We start from the raw sequence: 17,263 nt of genomic DNA, 5'->3' as shown, positions 1-17,263 counted from the left end.
GTAATTATGGAAATCAAGAATCTGGTAACCGAAACACGTAATCCTGCAACTACGCATATTGATACAATGTCAACTATTGAGATGGTGAAGACAATCAATAGTGAGGACCAAAAGGTTGCTGAAGCAGTTGGTACTCAAGTTGAACCAATTGCTAAGGCAATTGATGAGGCTGCTAAACGTTATGGGCGTGGTGGCCGCTTGGTATACGTTGGTGCGGGGACTAGCGGCCGGCTTGGCGTTTTAGATGCTGCTGAATTGGTGCCAACTTATGGTATTAAGCCCGAAAGAGCTGTTGGCTTAATTGCTGGCGGTCAAGAAGCAATGTATCATGCTGTCGAGGGAGCTGAAGATTCATCTGAACTTGGTGAGCAGGATTTGCGCAAGCTAAATTTGACGGCAGCTGACACGGTTATCGGGTTAGCTGCCAGCGGCAGAACGCCGTATGTGGTTGGGTGCCTAGATTATGCCAAGCAAGTTGGAGCTCTTGGAGTTGCGATTGCTTGTGTTCCTGATTCCGTGATTGGTTGTCATGCTGACATTACCATTGAGGCAGTTGTTGGTCCTGAGGTTATTACCGGGTCAACGCGGATGAAGTCTGGGACAGCACAAAAGATGATTTTGAATATGCTGTCAACTGGTGTAATGATTCGGCAGGGCAAAGTCTACCAAAATGTCATGATTGACGTGCAGCCGACTAATTCTAAGCTGGTTGATCGTGCGTGCCGGATTATTAACATTACTACTGGTGCTTCAATTAACGAAGCTTTGGCAGCTTTAAAGAAGACAGACAATAATGTCGCTCTGGCAATTGTCATGATTAAGACAGGAACTGATAAGGCTGGGGCAGCCAAATTATTAGCTGCGCATCATGGTAATGTTGGGCAAGTTTTGCAAAATAAATAGTAAAAAAGTTTTATCTTTCAGCTGGAGGGATAAAGCTTTTTTTAGCGAAAATTGTGCTTAATTAATATCTGCAAAAATAATAAGAATTGCCCAATTAAGCGCTATTCTAATTTTAGAGACTTGAATGTTGTGGATTAAAGTTGAATAATAAAGTATGGATAGTCACTTTTTCAGGCAACTTTTGGTAAAATAATAAGTTGTTAGCATGTTTTTACGGAGGAAATTATGTCTTATAAAGACAATATGATGTTGTTTGCCCTTAATTCGAATGTTCCACTTGCTGAAAAAATTGCTGAGCGTGTTGGTGTACCACTCAGCAAGTCAAGTGTTCAACGTTTTAGCGATGGTGAAATTCAAATTAATATTGATGAATCTGTTCGTGGCAAAGATGTTTATTTGATTCAATCAACGAGTGCGCCAGTCAATAATAACTTGATGGAACTGTTGATTATGATTGATGCCGTTCGCCGGGCTAGTGCACAGACGATCAATATCGTTATGCCTTACTATGGTTATGCGCGTCAAGACCGTAAAACTCGGCCGCGGGAGCCAATTACAGCCAAGTTAGTTGCTGATATGCTGCAAGTAGCAGGGGCAACAAGAGTATTGTCGCTTGACCTGCACGCACCACAAATTCAAGGGTTCTTTGATATTCCGGTTGATAATTTGATGGGTGCGCCACTTTTAGCTGATTACTTCTTAAGCAATCACTTGGAGAAGGATGCAGTTGTTGTTTCTCCTGACCACGGTGGTGTTACACGAGCACGGAAGTTAGCTGAATTTTTGGGTACACCGATTGCGATTGTGGATAAGCGGCGTCCACGTGCCAATGTTGCTGAAGTAATGAACATTATCGGCGACGTTAAGGGCAAGCGTGCGATTATAATTGACGATATGATTGATACTGCGGGAACTATTACCTTAGCAGCGCAAGCATTGATTGATGCTGGTGCAACAGAAGTTTACGCTAGTGCTACTCACGCTGTTTTGTCAGGACCAGCTATCAAGCGGTTGAATGACTCACCAATTAAGAACTTGGTTTTGACTGATTCAATTAATCAACCAGTTGAAAAGAAACTGGATAAGACATTATTAGTTTCAGTTGGACCATTGATGGGAGATGCTATTAAGTGCATTCAACGTCATGAACCACTCAGTCCCTTGTTTAATACAAGATATCAAGAAAATAAATAAAATTAAAACAGCCTGTTTACAGTTAGCGTCAGGCTGTTTTTGTTTATCTAAAATTTATCTTAGCTGCCTCAAAAAGTTATTTTACTTATTTTAAATAATAATTCATAATAATTTAAGATAATTCAAGGAGGCAATTATTAATGTCCTATGAGAATGTTGTAAATTATTTTAAAAAGTACCATTTAGAGAACCGCATCCATGTTTTTGAAGAGTCGACGGCAACTGTTGCTGAAGCGGCGGCGGTCTTAAATGTCGACCCTAACCAGATTGCTAAGACGATGGCCTTTACGCTTAAAACGGGACCAATTGTGGTCGTAACTGAGGGTGGTGCCAGAATTGCTAATGCTAAATATAAGGCTACCTTTGGCCAAAAGGCGAAGATGATTAAATTTGATGAATTAGAAGAGGCAATCGCCCACCCAGTTGGTGGTGTTTGCCCGTTTGCACTTAAGCCAGGAGTTAAAGTTTACCTTGATGAAAGTTTGAAAAAGCATGACGTGATATATCCGGCAGCTGGATTACCCAATTCGGCAATTAAGTTGACGTTAACGGAATTAGAAGAATACACGCAGCCATGTGAATGGGTGGATGTGACCAAATAAAAAACTGAGCTATTAAAGCTCAGTTTTTTATTCAGTAGTTCTTTTTGGTCGTCTTAAATAGCGCAATTCACCGTTCTTAATATAACGTTGAAATTGTTCGTATAAGGGATCAAAGATTTGGGGTTCATTACTGACTGACAGCATTGTTTTCGGGAAGAAGAACCTTTCATCACCTTGGATAGTGCCATTTAATGCCCGAACCAGCGGACTTAATTGCGATAATTCAATAAGTTGCCCGTCATCCTGCATAATTTCAATTTGGCTGTTGGCATTTTTACCAGATGGCTTATAAGCATCATAGGGTTCGTCAAATGCGGAATTGGTTGCTGTGTAATAAGTGGGGTCAAATCCTGCCTGCTTGATTAAGTCCTTTAATTTTGGCAGCAGGTTTTTGGTTTCGTGGTTAATGCGGACACTTGCCAGCGGCTTGCGGTAAAGGTAGCGGTTAGCAAGATCAGCTAGGATGGGGTCGCCAGACTTAGTCCACATGGAGAAGTTGGTTTCCATTACGCCGTCATCTAATTTTAAATAATCGTCAAGCGTCCAACTGCCAGCCAAAAAGTGGGCTAAGCTAGGCGTTACTTGCAAATGACCCTGTTGATAAATTGTCTTAGCACGCTCAAGCAGATGTTGCAGTAAGACTTCCATTGAGCGACCGACCCGGTGGAAGTAAACCTGCTGGTACATCTGATAACGCGAGGCGATATAATCTTCAACGGCATGCATCCCACCCGCGGTAAAGCAAATTCCGTCTTGGTAAGGTCTGATTTCTTGCAAAATCCGCGATAAGTCAAATTCACCGTATGTTACACCAGTAAAGTAGGCATCACGCTCAAGGTAATCCATGCGGTCGGCATCTGCTTGGCTGGAGATCATTTTAACCACTTGTGGGTTTGGGTAAGTCTTGGCAATGACACTAGCAACTAGTTCGGGAAAGTTAGGTGCAACCTGCTTTAGGGCGTGGTTAATTTCGGTATTAGGATCGGTAATAATCTTTTGGCCGATCTTTTCGTGGTTAGTGCCAAATAAGTGCTCAAAAGTATGCGAATAAGGTCCGTGACCGATGTCGTGCAGCATGCCGGCACACTCTACCAACAGGCGATTATTATCGTCCCAGAGCCCATCTCCTGGGCGCTGAGTAGGGTACTTTTTAGCGAAAATGTCACAAATTCGTCTGGTTAATTCATAAACGCCTAAATTGTGTTCAAAACGAGTATGAGTTGCTCCCGGGAAGACAAAGGCTATTGGTCCCAGCTGCTTAATTCGCCGCATGCGCTGAAATTCTTTGGTTTTTAACAGGTCAAGAATAACCTGGTCTTCAATGTGGATATAACCGTGGACGGGGTCACGCAGTACCACTTCTTTGGCTAATTTTTTACTACTAAATTCTGCCATCACAAAATTCCTCAAGCTTGACTATTAATTTTTGGGTAAATATCGTTTAGAATAGTTTTAACTGACTAAATTATAGCAAAAATTAGGCGATGTTTTAAGAATAGATGGGGTTTTAGCAGGATGGCTAAAGTAGCGGTGACATTTACAAGTACAATTAGGCAGGAGCAGGAGACAGAATCATTTACTAAAAAAGCAGTGGGTGAACTGAGGCAAGATGGTGCAATTACCCGAGTCTCTTATCTTGAAGATGACAAGATTCCGGTTAAAATCTTGATTAAGACTGGGGACGTAATTATCCGCCGGCAACCTGACGAGCAGAATTATTCGCAGCTGCATTTTCGCTTGGGCGAGCAGCAAGCCTGTCGGTATGTTGCCGCGGGTTACCAGATGGACTTAACCAGTACCACCAACCAAATTAAATTTTTCTCTAAAAATGATGGTTCCCAAGAACTTCGAATTGAATATGACCTCTTTAGTGGTCTATACTTAGTAGGTAATTATACTGTCACGTTGATTTTTACTTAAACGCCTAGTAAAATAATAAAGATTGGTAAAAGAGAGGAATGCAATTGTGGGATTAAACGACTTTAAAGACAAAAATCGTAACGAACTATCAATGATTGAAGTTGCTCGCGCAATTTTAGAAGATAATAATAAGAGAATGGCTTTTGCCGATATAGTAAATGCCGTACAAAAATTCTTAGGTGAAAGTGACGAAGAAATTCGCGAACGCCTGCCGCAATTTTATACGGATATGAACACTAATGGTGAATTCATCTCAATGGGTGAGAATGTTTGGGCATTAAGATCATGGTTCCCATACGAATCTGTTGATGAAGAGGTTAACCACCCAGAAGATGAGGACGAGGAAGATACTCGTTCACACCATAAAAAGGTTAACGCCTTCCTGGCTAGCGCAACTGGTAGCGATGATATTATTGACTACGATAACGATGATCCAGAAGACGAAGACTTAGATGCCACTGCCGCTGATGATACTGACGACTTTGGTGATGACGACGAAGACTTCGGCACCACAACTGATGACGAGGAAGAAGAATTGCCAGATGGCATTGAAGGTCAATTGTCAGAACTTGACGATGATGAAGATGAAGACGAGGAAGAAGAATAATTTTCTTGACTTCTCTGGTCAAAATAGATAGTATTTTATTTGGGCACCTTATGTGCGTTTATGCTCCCTTTGTTGGGAGCTTTTTTATTTATTAATTATTTTTCTGGATATTATTTAAGAAGGAGTTTGGCTAATGACAAAATATATCTTCGTTACTGGTGGCGTTGTTTCATCCCTTGGTAAAGGAATAACCGCTTCAAGTCTCGGACGTCTGCTTAAGAACCGTGGTTTGAAAGTAACCATGCAAAAATTCGATCCCTACATCAATATTGACCCGGGAACAATGAACCCATATCAACACGGTGAGGTTTTTGTTACCGATGATGGTACAGAAGCCGACCTTGACTTAGGCCACTACGAACGAATTGTAGATGTGCGCACTAGCAAGTATTCCAACGTTACAACTGGTAAGATCTACAAGGAAGTTTTGGAGAAAGAACGTCGTGGTGACTACCATGGTGCAACAGTTCAAGTAATTCCACATATTACTGACATGATTAAGGAAAAGATTATGCGTGCCGGAATTACAACTGATTCTGACGTTGTTATTTCCGAAATCGGTGGTACAGTTGGCGATATTGAGTCAACACCATTCATGGAAGCAATTCGTCAAATGCGTCGTGAGGTTGGCGAAGACAATGTCATGTACATTCACTGTACATTAGTACCATACTTACATGCTGCTAAGGAAATGAAGACTAAGCCAACTCAACATTCAGTAGCTGAATTGCGCAGTATTGGGATTCAACCTAACATGTTGGTTTTACGTGCTGAAATGCCAATTGACCAAGAACACAAGGACAAAATTTCCAACTTTACTGATGTTCCAGTTGACCGGATTATCGAATCAATTAATGCACCTTCATTATTTGATTTGCCGCTTGATTTCCAAAAGCAAGGCATGGACCAAAAGGTTTGTGACTTCTTACATTTAGACAGCCCAAAGCAAGAAGCTGATATGGAAGAATGGAAGAAGCTCGACGAACGTGCTAAGAATTTGAAGTACACAACTAAGATTACATTGGTTGGTAAGTACGTTGAACTTGAAGATGCTTATATTTCAGTTACTGATGCTTTGCAACATGCTGGTTACCTGTACAACACTAAGATTGAAGTTGACAAGGTTCAAGCTGAAGATGTAACTGAAGATAACATTGCTGACTTCATGAAAGATTCAGATGGTTTAATTGTTCCTGGTGGCTTCGGCAGCCGTGGTTATGAAGGAATGATTACGGCAATTAAGTATGCTCGTGAAAATGACATCCCATTCCTTGGTGTTTGTCTAGGAATGCAATTAACCACAATTGAGTTTGCCCGCAATGTTTTAGGAATTAAGGACGCTAATACTGGTGAAGTAACTCCTGACGGCAAGCATAACGTGATTGACATTATGGCTGACAAGCGCGATGAAGAAAACATTGGTGGAACATTGCGTTTAGGTCTGTATCCAGCTGCCTTGAAGAAGGGTACTAAGACCGCTGCTGCTTACGACAATCAAGATGTCATCCAAGAACGTCACCGGCATCGTTACGAATTTAACAACGAATATCGTGATGCCTTTGAAAAGGCCGGTATGACGATTGCTGGTGTTTCACCTGATAATCATTTGGTTGAAGTTGTTGAAATTACTAAGAACAAGTTCTTTGTTGCTGCTCAATACCACCCAGAATTTTTGAGTAGACCACAAAGACCAGAAGGACTTTACCAAGCATTCATTGGTGCTGCCAGTGGTTTGCCAGCAGAAAAATTTTAATCGGTTTGAATAATACAAAAATCTGATTTTTGAACAGAGAAGACAGAGGTCTTCTCTTGTTTTTTCTGTAAAATTCCTTTAACATTATTATGATTAATCGAAAATAGAAAAGGATTTTTTCGCCAATGAAGCAAATGATAATTCATGGTGGAAAGCCCCTGCAGGGTGATGTCTGGATTGGTGGCGCTAAAAACTCAACTGTCGCACTGATTCCAGCATCGATTTTGTCGCGTACTCCAGTAACTTTGGAAGGTGTTCCAAGGATTGCTGACGTTGACAACTTAATGGATTTATTGAGTGAAATGGATGTTGAGAGTGATTTTAACGAAACAACATTGCACATTAACCCAGTAAACATTAAGATGAGCCCATTACCAAGCGGTAAAATCAAAAGCTTGCGCGCCTCATATTATTTTATGGGCGCGTTGCTTGGCCGTTTTGGTAAGGCTGTTGTGGGCTTTCCCGGTGGGGATGATATTGGGCCGCGTCCCATCGACCAGCATATTAAGGGCTTTGAAGCCTTAGGCGCATGTGTAAAAAATGAAAACGATCAAATAACAATTAAATCTCCCGAAGATGGACTTCATGGTGCGACAATTCACCTGAAGATGCCTTCAGTAGGGGCAACGATGAATATTATTATGGCTAGCGTAACTGCGCATGGTCAAACAGTAATTGATAATGCTGCTAAAGAACCAGAAATTATTGATTTAGCAACTTTTCTCAATAATATGGGGGCCATTATTCGCGGTGCTGGGACTGATACAATTCGGATTGAAGGAGTAGAGCAATTGCGTGCGCAAACGCCGCACACAATTATTCCCGATCGAATTGAGGCTGGTACTTATATATCATTAGCCGGTTGTATGGGTAATGGTATTCGTATTCATAATATTATTGAAGAACACCTTGATTCATACCTGGCTAAGGTTGAAGAAATGGGCGTAGTCATCGATGCAGATGAAGATTCACTGTTTGTTTATCCAGCTGGCGAACTCAGAATGACGCAGATTAAGACGGCAGCTTATCCGGGATTTGCAACAGATTTGCAGCAGCCGGTAACGCCGCTCTTATTAACAGCTAAAAATGGTGAGGGTGTCATTATCGACCGCATTTATCCTAAACGGATTGGTCACATCGAGCAATTGCGCAAGATGGGTGCAGATATTAAAGCCGAGGATGATATTATTTTAGTTTATCCAACTAAGCAGCTGCATGGGGCAACAGTAGCCGCTGGCGAAATTCGCGCCGGCGCTTGCCTGATGATTGCTGGCTTGATGGCTGACGGAACGACCGTTATTAATAATGCGGGCAATATCTTACGTGGTTATGACCGTGTTCAGGAAAAACTTCGCTTGCTTGGTGCTGATGTCACCATTCAAGATGTACCAGAAAAATAAGTTAATCAAAAGAGCTTGAAGCAATTTGCTTCAAGCTTTTTTGTTCAAAAAAACAGCAGAGTAATTACTCTGCTGCCTGTTAAATTGTTAAATAATTAGTCAAGTAAGTCATACTTCAAAGTCATTAGACTGTGACCCTCGTCAACCATGTTGCCAAGGAGTTCAATCGTGTTGTTGTACACTTGGTCAGCCATCTTTTGGTTAGCTTGATCTAATAAATCAGTTAATTCTTGACCGGATAAATCTTTGGCCTTCTTGTCAGTTTCATGTTGGATCATGTGACATTCAGACTGTGATTTTTGTTCAAAGTCAGTTTCCAATTCGCCGTAAACTTTAAAGTTAGTATCGCCGAGTTGTGCCGTTAACTTATTCAACCAGAAGATCTTGTTTAAGTCGAACTTAGCACCAGTTTGGTAGCTAGCAGGAGTGGTTGAAATGTTAGTGTAGAATGGCACCATGCAGTTGAAGCTGTTTGGTCCAAAGGCAAGCCATTGGACGCCGGCAATTTCTGCAGGAACATCATTTCTTACTTGCAAAATATGGGTTTCAAAGTTACGGTTAAGTGCGATTGACCGGAAAGTTTTCTTTTCGGCATCTGTTCCAGTACCATAAGGGTCGTAAGGTGTATCTTGGTAGTGAGAACTTTCAACCCATTCAATATCTTCGATACTAATCTTGCGGTTAGCATGACAGATGAATGGTTGGTCTTGGTCGCTTGGCTTGCCGCCAAATTCAGGATCAAAGTAGTTGTGAACAAACCATGCGCGTGGGTTGTTATAATGGGCATCCTTAATAGTTGAGCTGCCAAAGATGTGACGCATGTTGTAGCCTTCACGGTCAGGGTTCAAGTGGTATTCAGCGATTAAATCTTCTAAATCGTTTGAGGCCATGAAGCCTTCTTGACCAAAGTGAAATTCGTCAATATTTAAGCGGTTAGGTGCAATTACGTAAGCATCGTCTGGAATCCGCCGTGCGATCCAGTGGTGGCCGCCGATAGTTTCTAGGTACCAGATCTCATCCTTGTCGGCAAAAGCCATACCGTTCATTTCGTAAGTGCCGTATTTTTCAAGTAAGTAGCTGACACGCTTAACACCGTCAAGTGCTGAATGCAAATATGGTAATGTTAAAGTGACAAAGTCTTCTTCGCCAAGGCCGCCTTCTGCAGTCAATGGATCAATTCCTTGAATTCGGGAATTGGTGGTAATGGTCTCGGTAGCAGTCATGGCAACGTTATCGGAATTAATTCCGGCAGCTGCCCAAATACCGCTTTCGCCAGAGACGTCAGGAGCACTGGTGTAACGTAACGGGTTAGCCAATAGGTCGTCATCGTCAATCTTTTGGTGGCTGATGACACTTTCGTAGTGCTTAGGTTGTTTGTTTGGTGTAATAACTTCAAATCCTTCAGGGATAATGGTTCTGCCACCATCTTCGCTACGTGCGATCATGGTTGAGCCATCGAGTGAAGCATCTTTACCAACTAAAATTGTGGTACATTCTGTTTGTTTCATAAATAAATCCTTTCTGTTTGCTTTACCTACTATTGTATTAAAAGTAAGGGCTATCTGGCAATCTAAATAAGTTCAAATTAATAATTAGTGTTATTTTGTAAGCAAAGAAGGTATTAATTAGACAACAGATGCTAATGAAATTTTGATGTGTCTATTAACATCTTAAGCAAATTTGTGTTAAAATAAGGAAAACCTAGAGAGATCCAGATCATTTTCTCAAAAATAAAAGCATTACTAACTTGTACTTAGTAATGCTTTTTTGTTATTCAGAAAGAATAGCACTATCACTTATGGTCACTGCCATGATTGCGAATAAAGTGTGATATTAACTTTAGTATTTGTTCAAAAGACCACACGGCCAATTTTTGAACAAGAGCAATCACGAAAACCTTAATAAGCCAAACCATCTTCTCACCTCCCTTCCTGGTGAAACAGGAGGGTTGGCAGTGACAATTAATTATAACAAATAATGTAATAGAAAATAAATAGCGTATAGTAAATAAAAGGTGCAAGTAAGCTAAAGCCTGGGAAATTTTGTAAATAAAGATAATGTTAACAACTTAAGCAAATCTGTGCTAGAATATAGATACGCGAGAATAAACCAGTACATTTTCTCAAAAATAAAAGCATTACTAAGTAGAAGTTAGTAATGCTTTTTTGTTATTCAGAAAGAATAACACTATCACTTTTGACCACTGCCATGATTGCGAATAAAGCGTGATATTAACTTTATTATCTCTTCAAAAGACCATACGGCTAATTTTTGAATAAGTGCAATCACAAACGCTTTAATAAGCCAGTTCATTTTCTCACCTCCCTTCCTGGTGAGACAGGAGAGTTGGCAGTGATAATTAATTATAACAAATACTGTAATATAAAATAAATAGTGTATAGTAAATAAAAGCTGCAGGTAGTTAAAATCTGGGAAATCTTGCAAACAACGATAAAGTTAACAACTTAAGTAATCTGTGCTAAAATATAAGCATACCAGAAAAATGAATTTGTTTTCTCAAAGCAAAATAAAAAGCATTACTAAATGGAACTTAGTAATGCTTTTTTTTGCTACTTAAGAGCAGATATATCACTTCTTGTCACCACCATGGTTGCGAATAAAGTGTGATATTAACTTTATTATTTCTTCAAAGGACCATGCGGCCAATTTTTGAATAAAAGCAACCACAAAAGCCATGAAAAATGAATTCATTTTCTCACCTCCCTTCTGGTAATACAGGAGGGCTGGCAGTGACAATTAATTATAGCAAATACTGTAACAGGAAATAAATAGTGTATAGTAAATAAAAGGAGCCACTTTAAATTGAAGCAGCTCCTTTTTAGGTGCAGGTAAGTATTTTCTAAGAAAAGAAAACATACTTACATAATAGAAGATTATTGTTTAGTAGTTTTCCCCTTAAGCAGCAAGTTGAGAATAGTTGCTGATAGGCTGGTAATCACAATTCCGTTGGATAGGAACAACTGGATTGTTGCCGGCAAATTTTGGAATATTTGCGGGTAAATGGTAACCCCGAGACCTAAGCCGATTGAGATGGCAATAATTAAAATGTTGTTATTGTTGTTCAAATCAACCTTAGTTAAAGTTTTCATGCCCTGAACGGCAATCATACTGAACATCACAAGCATTGCGCCACCTAAAACGGGAGTGGGGATAATAGTAACAAGCGCGCCAATCTTGGGCAGCAGACCCATTGCCATTAATAATCCTGCAGCCCAATAAATTGGCCGTTTAGTCTTAATTCCCGATAGTTGCAACAGACCAACATTTTGAGAAAATGTAGTGTATGGAAAGGCATTAAATAAGCCGCCAAAGATTTGCGCTAATCCTTCAGCACGATAACCTTTTTTGAGGTCTTCTTCGCTGACGTTATGGTGGATTAAATCGCCGGTCGCAAAGAAGACGCCAGTAGATTCGACCATGGAAACCAGTGCGATGATAATCATCGTCAGGCTTGATGACCATTCAAAGTGCGGTACACCGAAGTAAAATAATTGCGGCAAGTGGAACCATGAAGCTTGCAAAACGGGTTCAAAGGAAACTAGTCCCATGCAGGCCGCAAGTATCGTACCGACAATTAACCCGACTAATACGGAAATTGAATGTAAAAATCCTTTTGCCCAAATTTCTAAGGCTAAAATAACCACCAAGGTTACAAATGCTAAAAGTAAATTCTGACCACTGCCGAAATCTTTGGCAGTGCTATTGCCCCCGCCCATGTTTTGAATAGCAACAGGGATTAGGGTTAGACCAATTGTTGTAATTAACGTGCCCGTGACGACTGGCGGGAAAAATTTCTTGATTTTGGCAAAGATACCAGCAATTAGAATAACAAAAATCCCAGCGGCAATAATTGCGCCATACACATCATTGATTGAGAATTTCTTGCCAATCATTTGTAAAGGAGCAACGGCTTGAACGGCACACCCCAAAATAACGGGAAAGCCAATACCAAAAAACTTGTTGCTTATCAATTGCAAGAGTGTGGCAAGGCCACACATAAAAATGTCGATAGAAACAAGATAAGTCATCTGTCCGACATTGAATTTTAATGCACTGCCGATTAGTAGTGGCACAGCTACGGCGCCGGAATACATGGCTAAGAGATGCTGGAGACCAAGTACTGCAGCTTTTTGGTGACTAACTTCTTGTTTGGGCATTATTCTTCACCTGCAAAGTGAACTTCGCCATCAGCTAGGCTAGTGATATTTGCCAGAGTTTCTAAGCGATAATTGTGGTCATTAATCCAATCATTGCCGCCTTGGAAAGTTTTGGCAACGACAACACCAACGCCGGCAATTTTGGCGTGAGCCTGCTCGGCAATATTAATCATGCCCTTAACAGCCTCGCCATGAGCTAAAAAGTCGTCGATAATTAGTAGCGTGTCATCTTCATGCAGGAATTTTTGTTCAACACAGATTTTGTTGGTGACCTTTTTGGTATAAGAAAAAACGTCGGCCCAGTAGACCGCATCGTTAAGTGTTGACGGCTTCTTCTTGCGGGCAAAAATCATGGGCACGCGTAATTCGAACGCCGCCATAATGCCGGGTGCAATGCCGGAAGCCTCACAAGTTAAGACCTTGGTGATGCCACTATCTTGAAAGCGGCGGGCAAATTCCTGCCCGCAGGCAATCATCAATTCTGGATCAACTTGATGATTCAAGAACGAGTTAATTTTCAGGACATTTCCGGGTAAAACTTCACCATCACGTCTAATGCGATCTTCTAGTAACTTCACGTTTTCCTCCTTGAAAAAATAGGGGCCGCTTCTACCAAAACTATGGTAAAAGAGGTCCCTAAAAGGGGTCAGTGTGACCGCTAAAAGTTGCTGCTTAATCCATAGTTCAGAATTTTGGTTCTGAGTAGAAACTGTCGACCTGATTACGACAATATATAGATTAATATTTATGTATTGAATGAATTCTAACAGAGTTAGGCAGGGCATGCAAGAATAAACTTTATTTTAAAAACGAATTATTTTTTGCATATATAGGATATAATTCGCTTTTAAAAATATTTTGGGAAGAAAATGGTTGACCGCAATCATAATTCCTAGTATGGTTTAACTAAATTTACAGTATAGCTTTACAAAGGATTTGGGGATGGCCGTGAAGAAAAAAATCAGTGACTTTGATGAAATTATTGTTTTAGATTTTGGCAGTCAATATAATCAATTAATAACGCGCCGGCTGCGTGATTTTGGTATTTATTCAGAATTATTGCCACACGATATTAGTATGGCAGAGATTAAAAAGATTAATCCTAAGGGGATTATCTTTTCTGGTGGGCCAAACAGTATTTACGCTGAAGACGCGCTAAAAGTTGATCCTGAAATTTTTAAGTTGGGGATTCCTATTTTGGGAATTTGTTACGGGATGCAGCTGATGTCGTACTATTTGGGTGGCAAGGTTGAGCCAGCGAATAATTCTGAATATGGTCGTGCCGACATCAAGGTTGAGGACCCGAGTGCCGTTTTGTTTAGTGATTTGCCAGAAGATGAGTATGTCTGGATGAGCCACGGTGACTTGGTTACACAAGCGCCGGACGGTTTTACAACGGTTGCTTCAAGTAAGAATTGTCCAATTTCAGCAATTGCCAACAATTTGGCTAAATTTTACGGTATTCAGTTCCATGCCGAGGTGCGCAACACGCAATATGGCCTTGATATTTTGAAAAACTTTGCCTTCAAGGTTTGTGGAGCCAAGGCTGATTGGTCAATGACCGACTTTATTGAACTAAAAATTGCCGATATTCGTGCCGAAGTTGGCGATAAAAAAGTAATTCTGGGATTGTCTGGCGGTGTTGATTCTAGCGTGACCGCGACGCTGCTCCATAAGGCAATCGGCGACCAAATGACCGCAATTTTTGTGGATCATGGTATGTTGCGCAAAAACGAGGGCGACGAGGTGATGGCAGCTCTTAGCCGCGACTTAGGTGTGAACATCGTCCGCGTTAACGCTAAAGACCGCTTCTTAAATAAGCTCCAGGGTGTTACCGATCCTGAGCAAAAACGCAAAATCATCGGTAAGGAGTTCATCGAAGTCTTCAATGAAGAGGCACAAAAAATCCCTGATGCTGACTTTTTGGCTCAAGGCACACTCTATACTGATGTGATTGAGAGTGGAACTAACACTGCACAAACAATCAAGTCACACCATAATGTCGGCGGCTTGCCGGAAGATATGCACTTTAAATTAATCGAGCCTTTGCGCAAGTTATTTAAGGACGAGGTGCGTGAATTAGGCGAAAAATTAGGTATTCCGCATGATCTAGTTTGGCGGCAGCCATTTCCTGGTCCAGGACTTGGGATTCGTGTTTTGGGTGAAGTAACAGAAGATAAGCTGGCATTGGTACGCGAGAGTGATGCTATTTTGCGGGACGAAATCAAAAAAGCTGGACTGCAAGAAAAGGTCTGGCAATACTTTACTGTTTTGCCGGGTATTAAGTCCGTTGGTGTAATGGGTGATGGTCGAACTTATGACTATACAATTGGTATTCGGGCAGTAACTTCAATTGATGGCATGACCGCGGATTTTGCCCATCTGCCATGGGATGTCTTACAGAAGATTTCCACCCGAATTGTTGATGAAGTGCCGAATATTAACCGCGTGGTCTATGATGTCACGAGTAAGCCACCTTCAACGATTGAATGGGAATAATATTTAAATAGATAAAGCCACTAATGAAATTTAGTTCATTAGTGGCTTATTTGTTGTAATCTGAATAATTTTTTTGATAAAAAAGCCAACTTATTTAAATATCTGTTGACTTTTTTAATTTACGATAATATTATATGAAATATAATATAGAGAGGAGAAACAATATGGCAATTCAAATACCAACACGACTACTTGATGGTGCTGTTCTTGCGTTTTTAAAAGATGAAGACCTGTATGGTTATGCGTTGACGCAGAAGGTTCAAGGAACTTTCGATATCTCTGAATCAACAATCTATCCTGTGTTAAGACGACTAAAGAAGAACGGCTATCTGACAACTTACGATCAGCCATATCAGGGCCGTAATCGCCGCTACTATCAGTTGACGGAAACTGGCCTGACCTTATTAGCAGCTGTGCAAGAAGAATGGCTAAACTTTAGCACGAAGGTTAATCAAATATTGGGAGAGAAAAATGGAACAAATAATTAATGACTACATTTTGGAAGTAGAAGAAAATTTGTCATCCTTGCCTCTTGGAGATCGCAATGATGTGCTGGAATTTTACCGTGAGTTCTTGTTAGATGGTGATTTTCAAAATCGGGCTGCAATTGAAAAAGAATTAGGCACACCGCAACAATTAGCACGTAAAATTGTGGCCGATTACGTAATTAACGATCAGCCTGAAACTGGGACAACTGCTGCGACTGAAGATACTGCATCTTCTTCACAGAGTCTACACACAATTTGGCGGATTTTTGTTGGTATTTGCGCGATTCCTACGGGAATAATCATCGGAATTACATTAACTGCAATTTTTCTTGGCTTATTCTGTGCCTTCATTGGAATTCTGCTTGGCTTCATTGGTTTGGCTCTAGGTCTTTTGGTCGGTGGTGTGGTCGGAATTTTTATCGGCTTGAACTTGCTATTTGCGAGTTCTTGGGCTGCAGGCTGCTTTTATTTGGGTGCTGGCCTAATAATTCTCAGTATTTGCCTGTTTATCGTCCCGGCGATTATCCAAACTGTTCGTTTTTTAGCTGCTAAATGTGCACAATTTGCCCGCTTTTTGGGTAAAAAAATCTTTAAGAAGCGTTACTACCAAACTAAAACTGATAAGGAGGCCAAATGATGAAACGATTTTATAAAATAGGAGCTGCAACTTTAATAATTGGTTTGATTTTAATAATTGCTGGTTATATTAATGGTGGTTTGCAGCCAGTCGTTGGGACGGATTTGACTAACTTTCAGGTACTTGATGCCAAAACCTTTTCACATGAAAGAACTTTACCTTACAAGAAATTTAGTCAGGTTGAATTAAATACTGGTGAAGTCGATTATCGGATTCATCGCGGCAATAAATATCAAATTAAGGTGATTGATACTAAAGAACATTCACTTGTTGTTAACAAGGTAAAAGACAAAATAGTAATAGGTCAACGGCACCAAACTTATCCAATTGCTATTGATTGGAAGTTTTATAAGCAACGTCCAGAAGTTGAAATTACGGTACCAACTAAGACAGCCTTAACTAAGATTGAGGACAATAATACGCAAGGGAGCTTAAAAGTCGCGGATTTAAATTTGCAAAAATTAGTAGTTGGTATTGCTGACTATAATGAACAAGATGACTTACAGCTGCATAATTTGCAAGTAAAACAAGCGCAGATTAGTACCGATATGTCTGATATGGATATTGATAATTGTACTTTTGATAAGAGTAATATTAGCTCAGGTTCAGGTATGCTAGAAATAAATAAGTTAGTCGCAAAAAAGCAAATAATAATTCATGCCATTGGTGGCTTTGAAGCTTATTCATCAGAATTTCACCATGGCAAAATTTATGCTAATGAAGGTGATGTCACAATAAATAACAGTCAGCTTGACACAACGAAAGTCTCTGTCAAAGATGGAGGTCTGCACATGTCTCGTGACAAATTTATTGGTAAAAATAATCTTAAACAGAGTTCATTAATGATAAAACACAGTCCAACAAATGTTAACTATGATTTAGTTGCGCCAAGAGAAGGTTGGATAACTTTCCGTGGTAAGAGAATTCGTCGTAATTTCGCTAACTATACTAGTTTTACTAAGAAAGTAGCTAAGCCAGTAGGAACAATTAAAGCTGAATCTAGCGATGAAAGTATCATTATTAAATAAATATATTTATTGTGTAAATGTAACGTTACGACTAAATATTACTGACCATGTTTA

At 40.3% G+C, this 17,263-nt stretch carries 17 protein-coding genes and 1 riboswitch; of the genes, 11 read left to right on the top strand and 6 right to left on the bottom strand.

Going from position 1 to position 17,263, the window contains the following annotated elements:
* Positions 1-6 precede the first annotated feature (6 nt).
* From murQ to OZX58_RS06690, 3 genes are all read left to right on the top strand, one after another.
* The gene (gene murQ, locus OZX58_RS06700; RefSeq protein ID WP_277140740.1) at positions 7-903 is read left to right on the top strand and encodes an N-acetylmuramic acid 6-phosphate etherase; all 897 of its coding nucleotides are present in this window, start codon (positions 7-9) and stop codon (positions 901-903) included.
* Positions 904-1,128: 225 nt separating this feature from the next.
* The gene (locus OZX58_RS06695; RefSeq protein ID WP_277130496.1) at positions 1,129-2,097 is read left to right on the top strand and encodes a ribose-phosphate diphosphokinase; all 969 of its coding nucleotides are present in this window, start codon (positions 1,129-1,131) and stop codon (positions 2,095-2,097) included.
* Between the two features lie 140 nt (positions 2,098-2,237).
* The gene (locus tag OZX58_RS06690) at positions 2,238-2,699 is read left to right on the top strand and encodes a YbaK/EbsC family protein (protein WP_277140739.1); all 462 of its coding nucleotides are present in this window, start codon (positions 2,238-2,240) and stop codon (positions 2,697-2,699) included.
* Positions 2,700-2,726: 27 nt separating this feature from the next.
* On the opposite strand, the gene OZX58_RS06685 is transcribed toward OZX58_RS06690, so the two are convergent.
* Positions 2,727-4,094: an HD domain-containing protein gene (locus OZX58_RS06685; RefSeq protein ID WP_277140738.1), complete on the bottom strand. Its 1,368-nt coding sequence runs from the start codon at positions 4,092-4,094 to the stop codon at positions 2,727-2,729.
* Between the two features lie 120 nt (positions 4,095-4,214).
* On the opposite strand from OZX58_RS06685, the gene OZX58_RS06680 reads away from it, so the two are divergent.
* The 4 genes from OZX58_RS06680 (at position 4,215) to OZX58_RS06665 (ending at position 8,379) form a co-directional block, all read left to right on the top strand.
* On the top strand, positions 4,215-4,619 hold the full coding sequence (locus OZX58_RS06680) for a DUF1934 domain-containing protein (RefSeq protein ID WP_277130499.1): 405 nt from the start codon (positions 4,215-4,217) through the stop codon (positions 4,617-4,619).
* Between the two features lie 46 nt (positions 4,620-4,665).
* On the top strand, positions 4,666-5,226 hold the full coding sequence (gene rpoE, locus OZX58_RS06675) for a DNA-directed RNA polymerase subunit delta (protein WP_277130500.1): 561 nt from the start codon (positions 4,666-4,668) through the stop codon (positions 5,224-5,226).
* Positions 5,227-5,359: 133 nt separating this feature from the next.
* The gene (locus OZX58_RS06670; protein WP_277130501.1) at positions 5,360-6,979 is read left to right on the top strand and encodes a CTP synthase; all 1,620 of its coding nucleotides are present in this window, start codon (positions 5,360-5,362) and stop codon (positions 6,977-6,979) included.
* Between the two features lie 125 nt (positions 6,980-7,104).
* The gene (locus OZX58_RS06665; RefSeq protein WP_277140737.1) at positions 7,105-8,379 is read left to right on the top strand and encodes a UDP-N-acetylglucosamine 1-carboxyvinyltransferase; all 1,275 of its coding nucleotides are present in this window, start codon (positions 7,105-7,107) and stop codon (positions 8,377-8,379) included.
* 95 nt (positions 8,380-8,474) lie between these two features.
* Here the strand turns inward: OZX58_RS06665 and OZX58_RS06660 are convergent, their stop codons facing one another.
* The 5 genes from OZX58_RS06660 to OZX58_RS06640 form a co-directional block, all read right to left on the bottom strand.
* Positions 8,475-9,887: a C69 family dipeptidase gene (locus tag OZX58_RS06660; protein ID WP_277140736.1), complete on the bottom strand. Its 1,413-nt coding sequence runs from the start codon at positions 9,885-9,887 to the stop codon at positions 8,475-8,477.
* A gap of 682 nt (positions 9,888-10,569) precedes the next feature.
* Complete coding sequence (locus tag OZX58_RS06655) at positions 10,570-10,692, bottom strand: hypothetical protein (protein ID WP_277140734.1); 123 nt, start codon at positions 10,690-10,692, stop codon at positions 10,570-10,572.
* Between the two features lie 276 nt (positions 10,693-10,968).
* On the bottom strand, positions 10,969-11,091 hold the full coding sequence (locus OZX58_RS06650) for a hypothetical protein (RefSeq protein WP_277140733.1): 123 nt from the start codon (positions 11,089-11,091) through the stop codon (positions 10,969-10,971).
* Between the two features lie 182 nt (positions 11,092-11,273).
* Positions 11,274-12,557, bottom strand: coding sequence for a nucleobase:cation symporter-2 family protein (locus OZX58_RS06645; RefSeq protein WP_277140732.1), 1,284 nt, complete (start codon positions 12,555-12,557; stop codon positions 11,274-11,276).
* Entirely contained in the window at positions 12,557-13,135 is a 579-nt protein-coding gene (locus OZX58_RS06640; RefSeq protein WP_277140731.1) for a xanthine phosphoribosyltransferase, read from the bottom strand. The genes OZX58_RS06645 and OZX58_RS06640 overlap by 1 nt, the downstream gene beginning before the upstream one ends.
* 82 nt (positions 13,136-13,217) lie before the next feature.
* A riboswitch (purine riboswitch) is annotated at positions 13,218-13,314 on the bottom strand.
* 185 nt (positions 13,315-13,499) lie between these two features.
* On the opposite strand from OZX58_RS06640, the gene guaA reads away from it, so the two are divergent.
* From guaA to OZX58_RS06620, 4 genes are all read left to right on the top strand, one after another.
* Positions 13,500-15,056: a glutamine-hydrolyzing GMP synthase gene (gene guaA / locus OZX58_RS06635; RefSeq protein ID WP_280923782.1), complete on the top strand. Its 1,557-nt coding sequence runs from the start codon at positions 13,500-13,502 to the stop codon at positions 15,054-15,056.
* A gap of 164 nt (positions 15,057-15,220) precedes the next feature.
* A complete protein-coding gene (locus OZX58_RS06630; RefSeq protein WP_277130514.1) occupies positions 15,221-15,544 on the top strand; it encodes a PadR family transcriptional regulator in 324 nt (107 codons plus the stop codon).
* A complete protein-coding gene (locus OZX58_RS06625) occupies positions 15,528-16,181 on the top strand; it encodes a DUF1700 domain-containing protein (protein ID WP_277140729.1) in 654 nt (217 codons plus the stop codon). The genes OZX58_RS06630 and OZX58_RS06625 overlap by 17 nt, the downstream gene beginning before the upstream one ends.
* The gene (locus tag OZX58_RS06620) at positions 16,178-17,209 is read left to right on the top strand and encodes a DUF4097 family beta strand repeat-containing protein (RefSeq protein WP_277140728.1); all 1,032 of its coding nucleotides are present in this window, start codon (positions 16,178-16,180) and stop codon (positions 17,207-17,209) included. The genes OZX58_RS06625 and OZX58_RS06620 overlap by 4 nt, the downstream gene beginning before the upstream one ends.
* The last annotated feature ends 54 nt before the right edge of the window (positions 17,210-17,263 follow it).

Source organism: Lactobacillus sp. ESL0680 (genome assembly GCF_029392855.1).
In the GTDB taxonomy this organism is placed as follows: domain Bacteria; phylum Bacillota; class Bacilli; order Lactobacillales; family Lactobacillaceae; genus Lactobacillus.
The sequence above is the reverse complement of the archived record's forward strand: the minus strand, read 5'-3'. Positions and strand labels throughout refer to the sequence as shown.

Coding starts and splice junctions, on each gene's coding strand:
- murQ (WP_277140740.1), top strand. CDS start 7: ATGGAAATCAAGAATCTGGTAACCGAAACACGTAATCCTGCAACTACG.
- OZX58_RS06695 (WP_277130496.1), top strand. CDS start 1,129: ATGTCTTATAAAGACAATATGATGTTGTTTGCCCTTAATTCGAATGTT.
- OZX58_RS06690 (WP_277140739.1), top strand. CDS start 2,238: ATGTCCTATGAGAATGTTGTAAATTATTTTAAAAAGTACCATTTAGAG.
- OZX58_RS06685 (WP_277140738.1), bottom strand. CDS start 4,094: ATGGCAGAATTTAGTAGTAAAAAATTAGCCAAAGAAGTGGTACTGCGT.
- OZX58_RS06680 (WP_277130499.1), top strand. CDS start 4,215: ATGGCTAAAGTAGCGGTGACATTTACAAGTACAATTAGGCAGGAGCAG.
- OZX58_RS06670 (WP_277130501.1), top strand. CDS start 5,360: ATGACAAAATATATCTTCGTTACTGGTGGCGTTGTTTCATCCCTTGGT.
- OZX58_RS06665 (WP_277140737.1), top strand. CDS start 7,105: ATGAAGCAAATGATAATTCATGGTGGAAAGCCCCTGCAGGGTGATGTC.
- OZX58_RS06660 (WP_277140736.1), bottom strand. CDS start 9,887: ATGAAACAAACAGAATGTACCACAATTTTAGTTGGTAAAGATGCTTCA.
- OZX58_RS06655 (WP_277140734.1), bottom strand. CDS start 10,692: ATGAACTGGCTTATTAAAGCGTTTGTGATTGCACTTATTCAAAAATTA.
- OZX58_RS06650 (WP_277140733.1), bottom strand. CDS start 11,091: ATGAATTCATTTTTCATGGCTTTTGTGGTTGCTTTTATTCAAAAATTG.
- OZX58_RS06645 (WP_277140732.1), bottom strand. CDS start 12,557: ATGCCCAAACAAGAAGTTAGTCACCAAAAAGCTGCAGTACTTGGTCTC.
- guaA (WP_280923782.1), top strand. CDS start 13,500: ATGGCCGTGAAGAAAAAAATCAGTGACTTTGATGAAATTATTGTTTTA.
- OZX58_RS06630 (WP_277130514.1), top strand. CDS start 15,221: ATGGCAATTCAAATACCAACACGACTACTTGATGGTGCTGTTCTTGCG.
- OZX58_RS06625 (WP_277140729.1), top strand. CDS start 15,528: ATGGAACAAATAATTAATGACTACATTTTGGAAGTAGAAGAAAATTTG.
- OZX58_RS06620 (WP_277140728.1), top strand. CDS start 16,178: ATGATGAAACGATTTTATAAAATAGGAGCTGCAACTTTAATAATTGGT.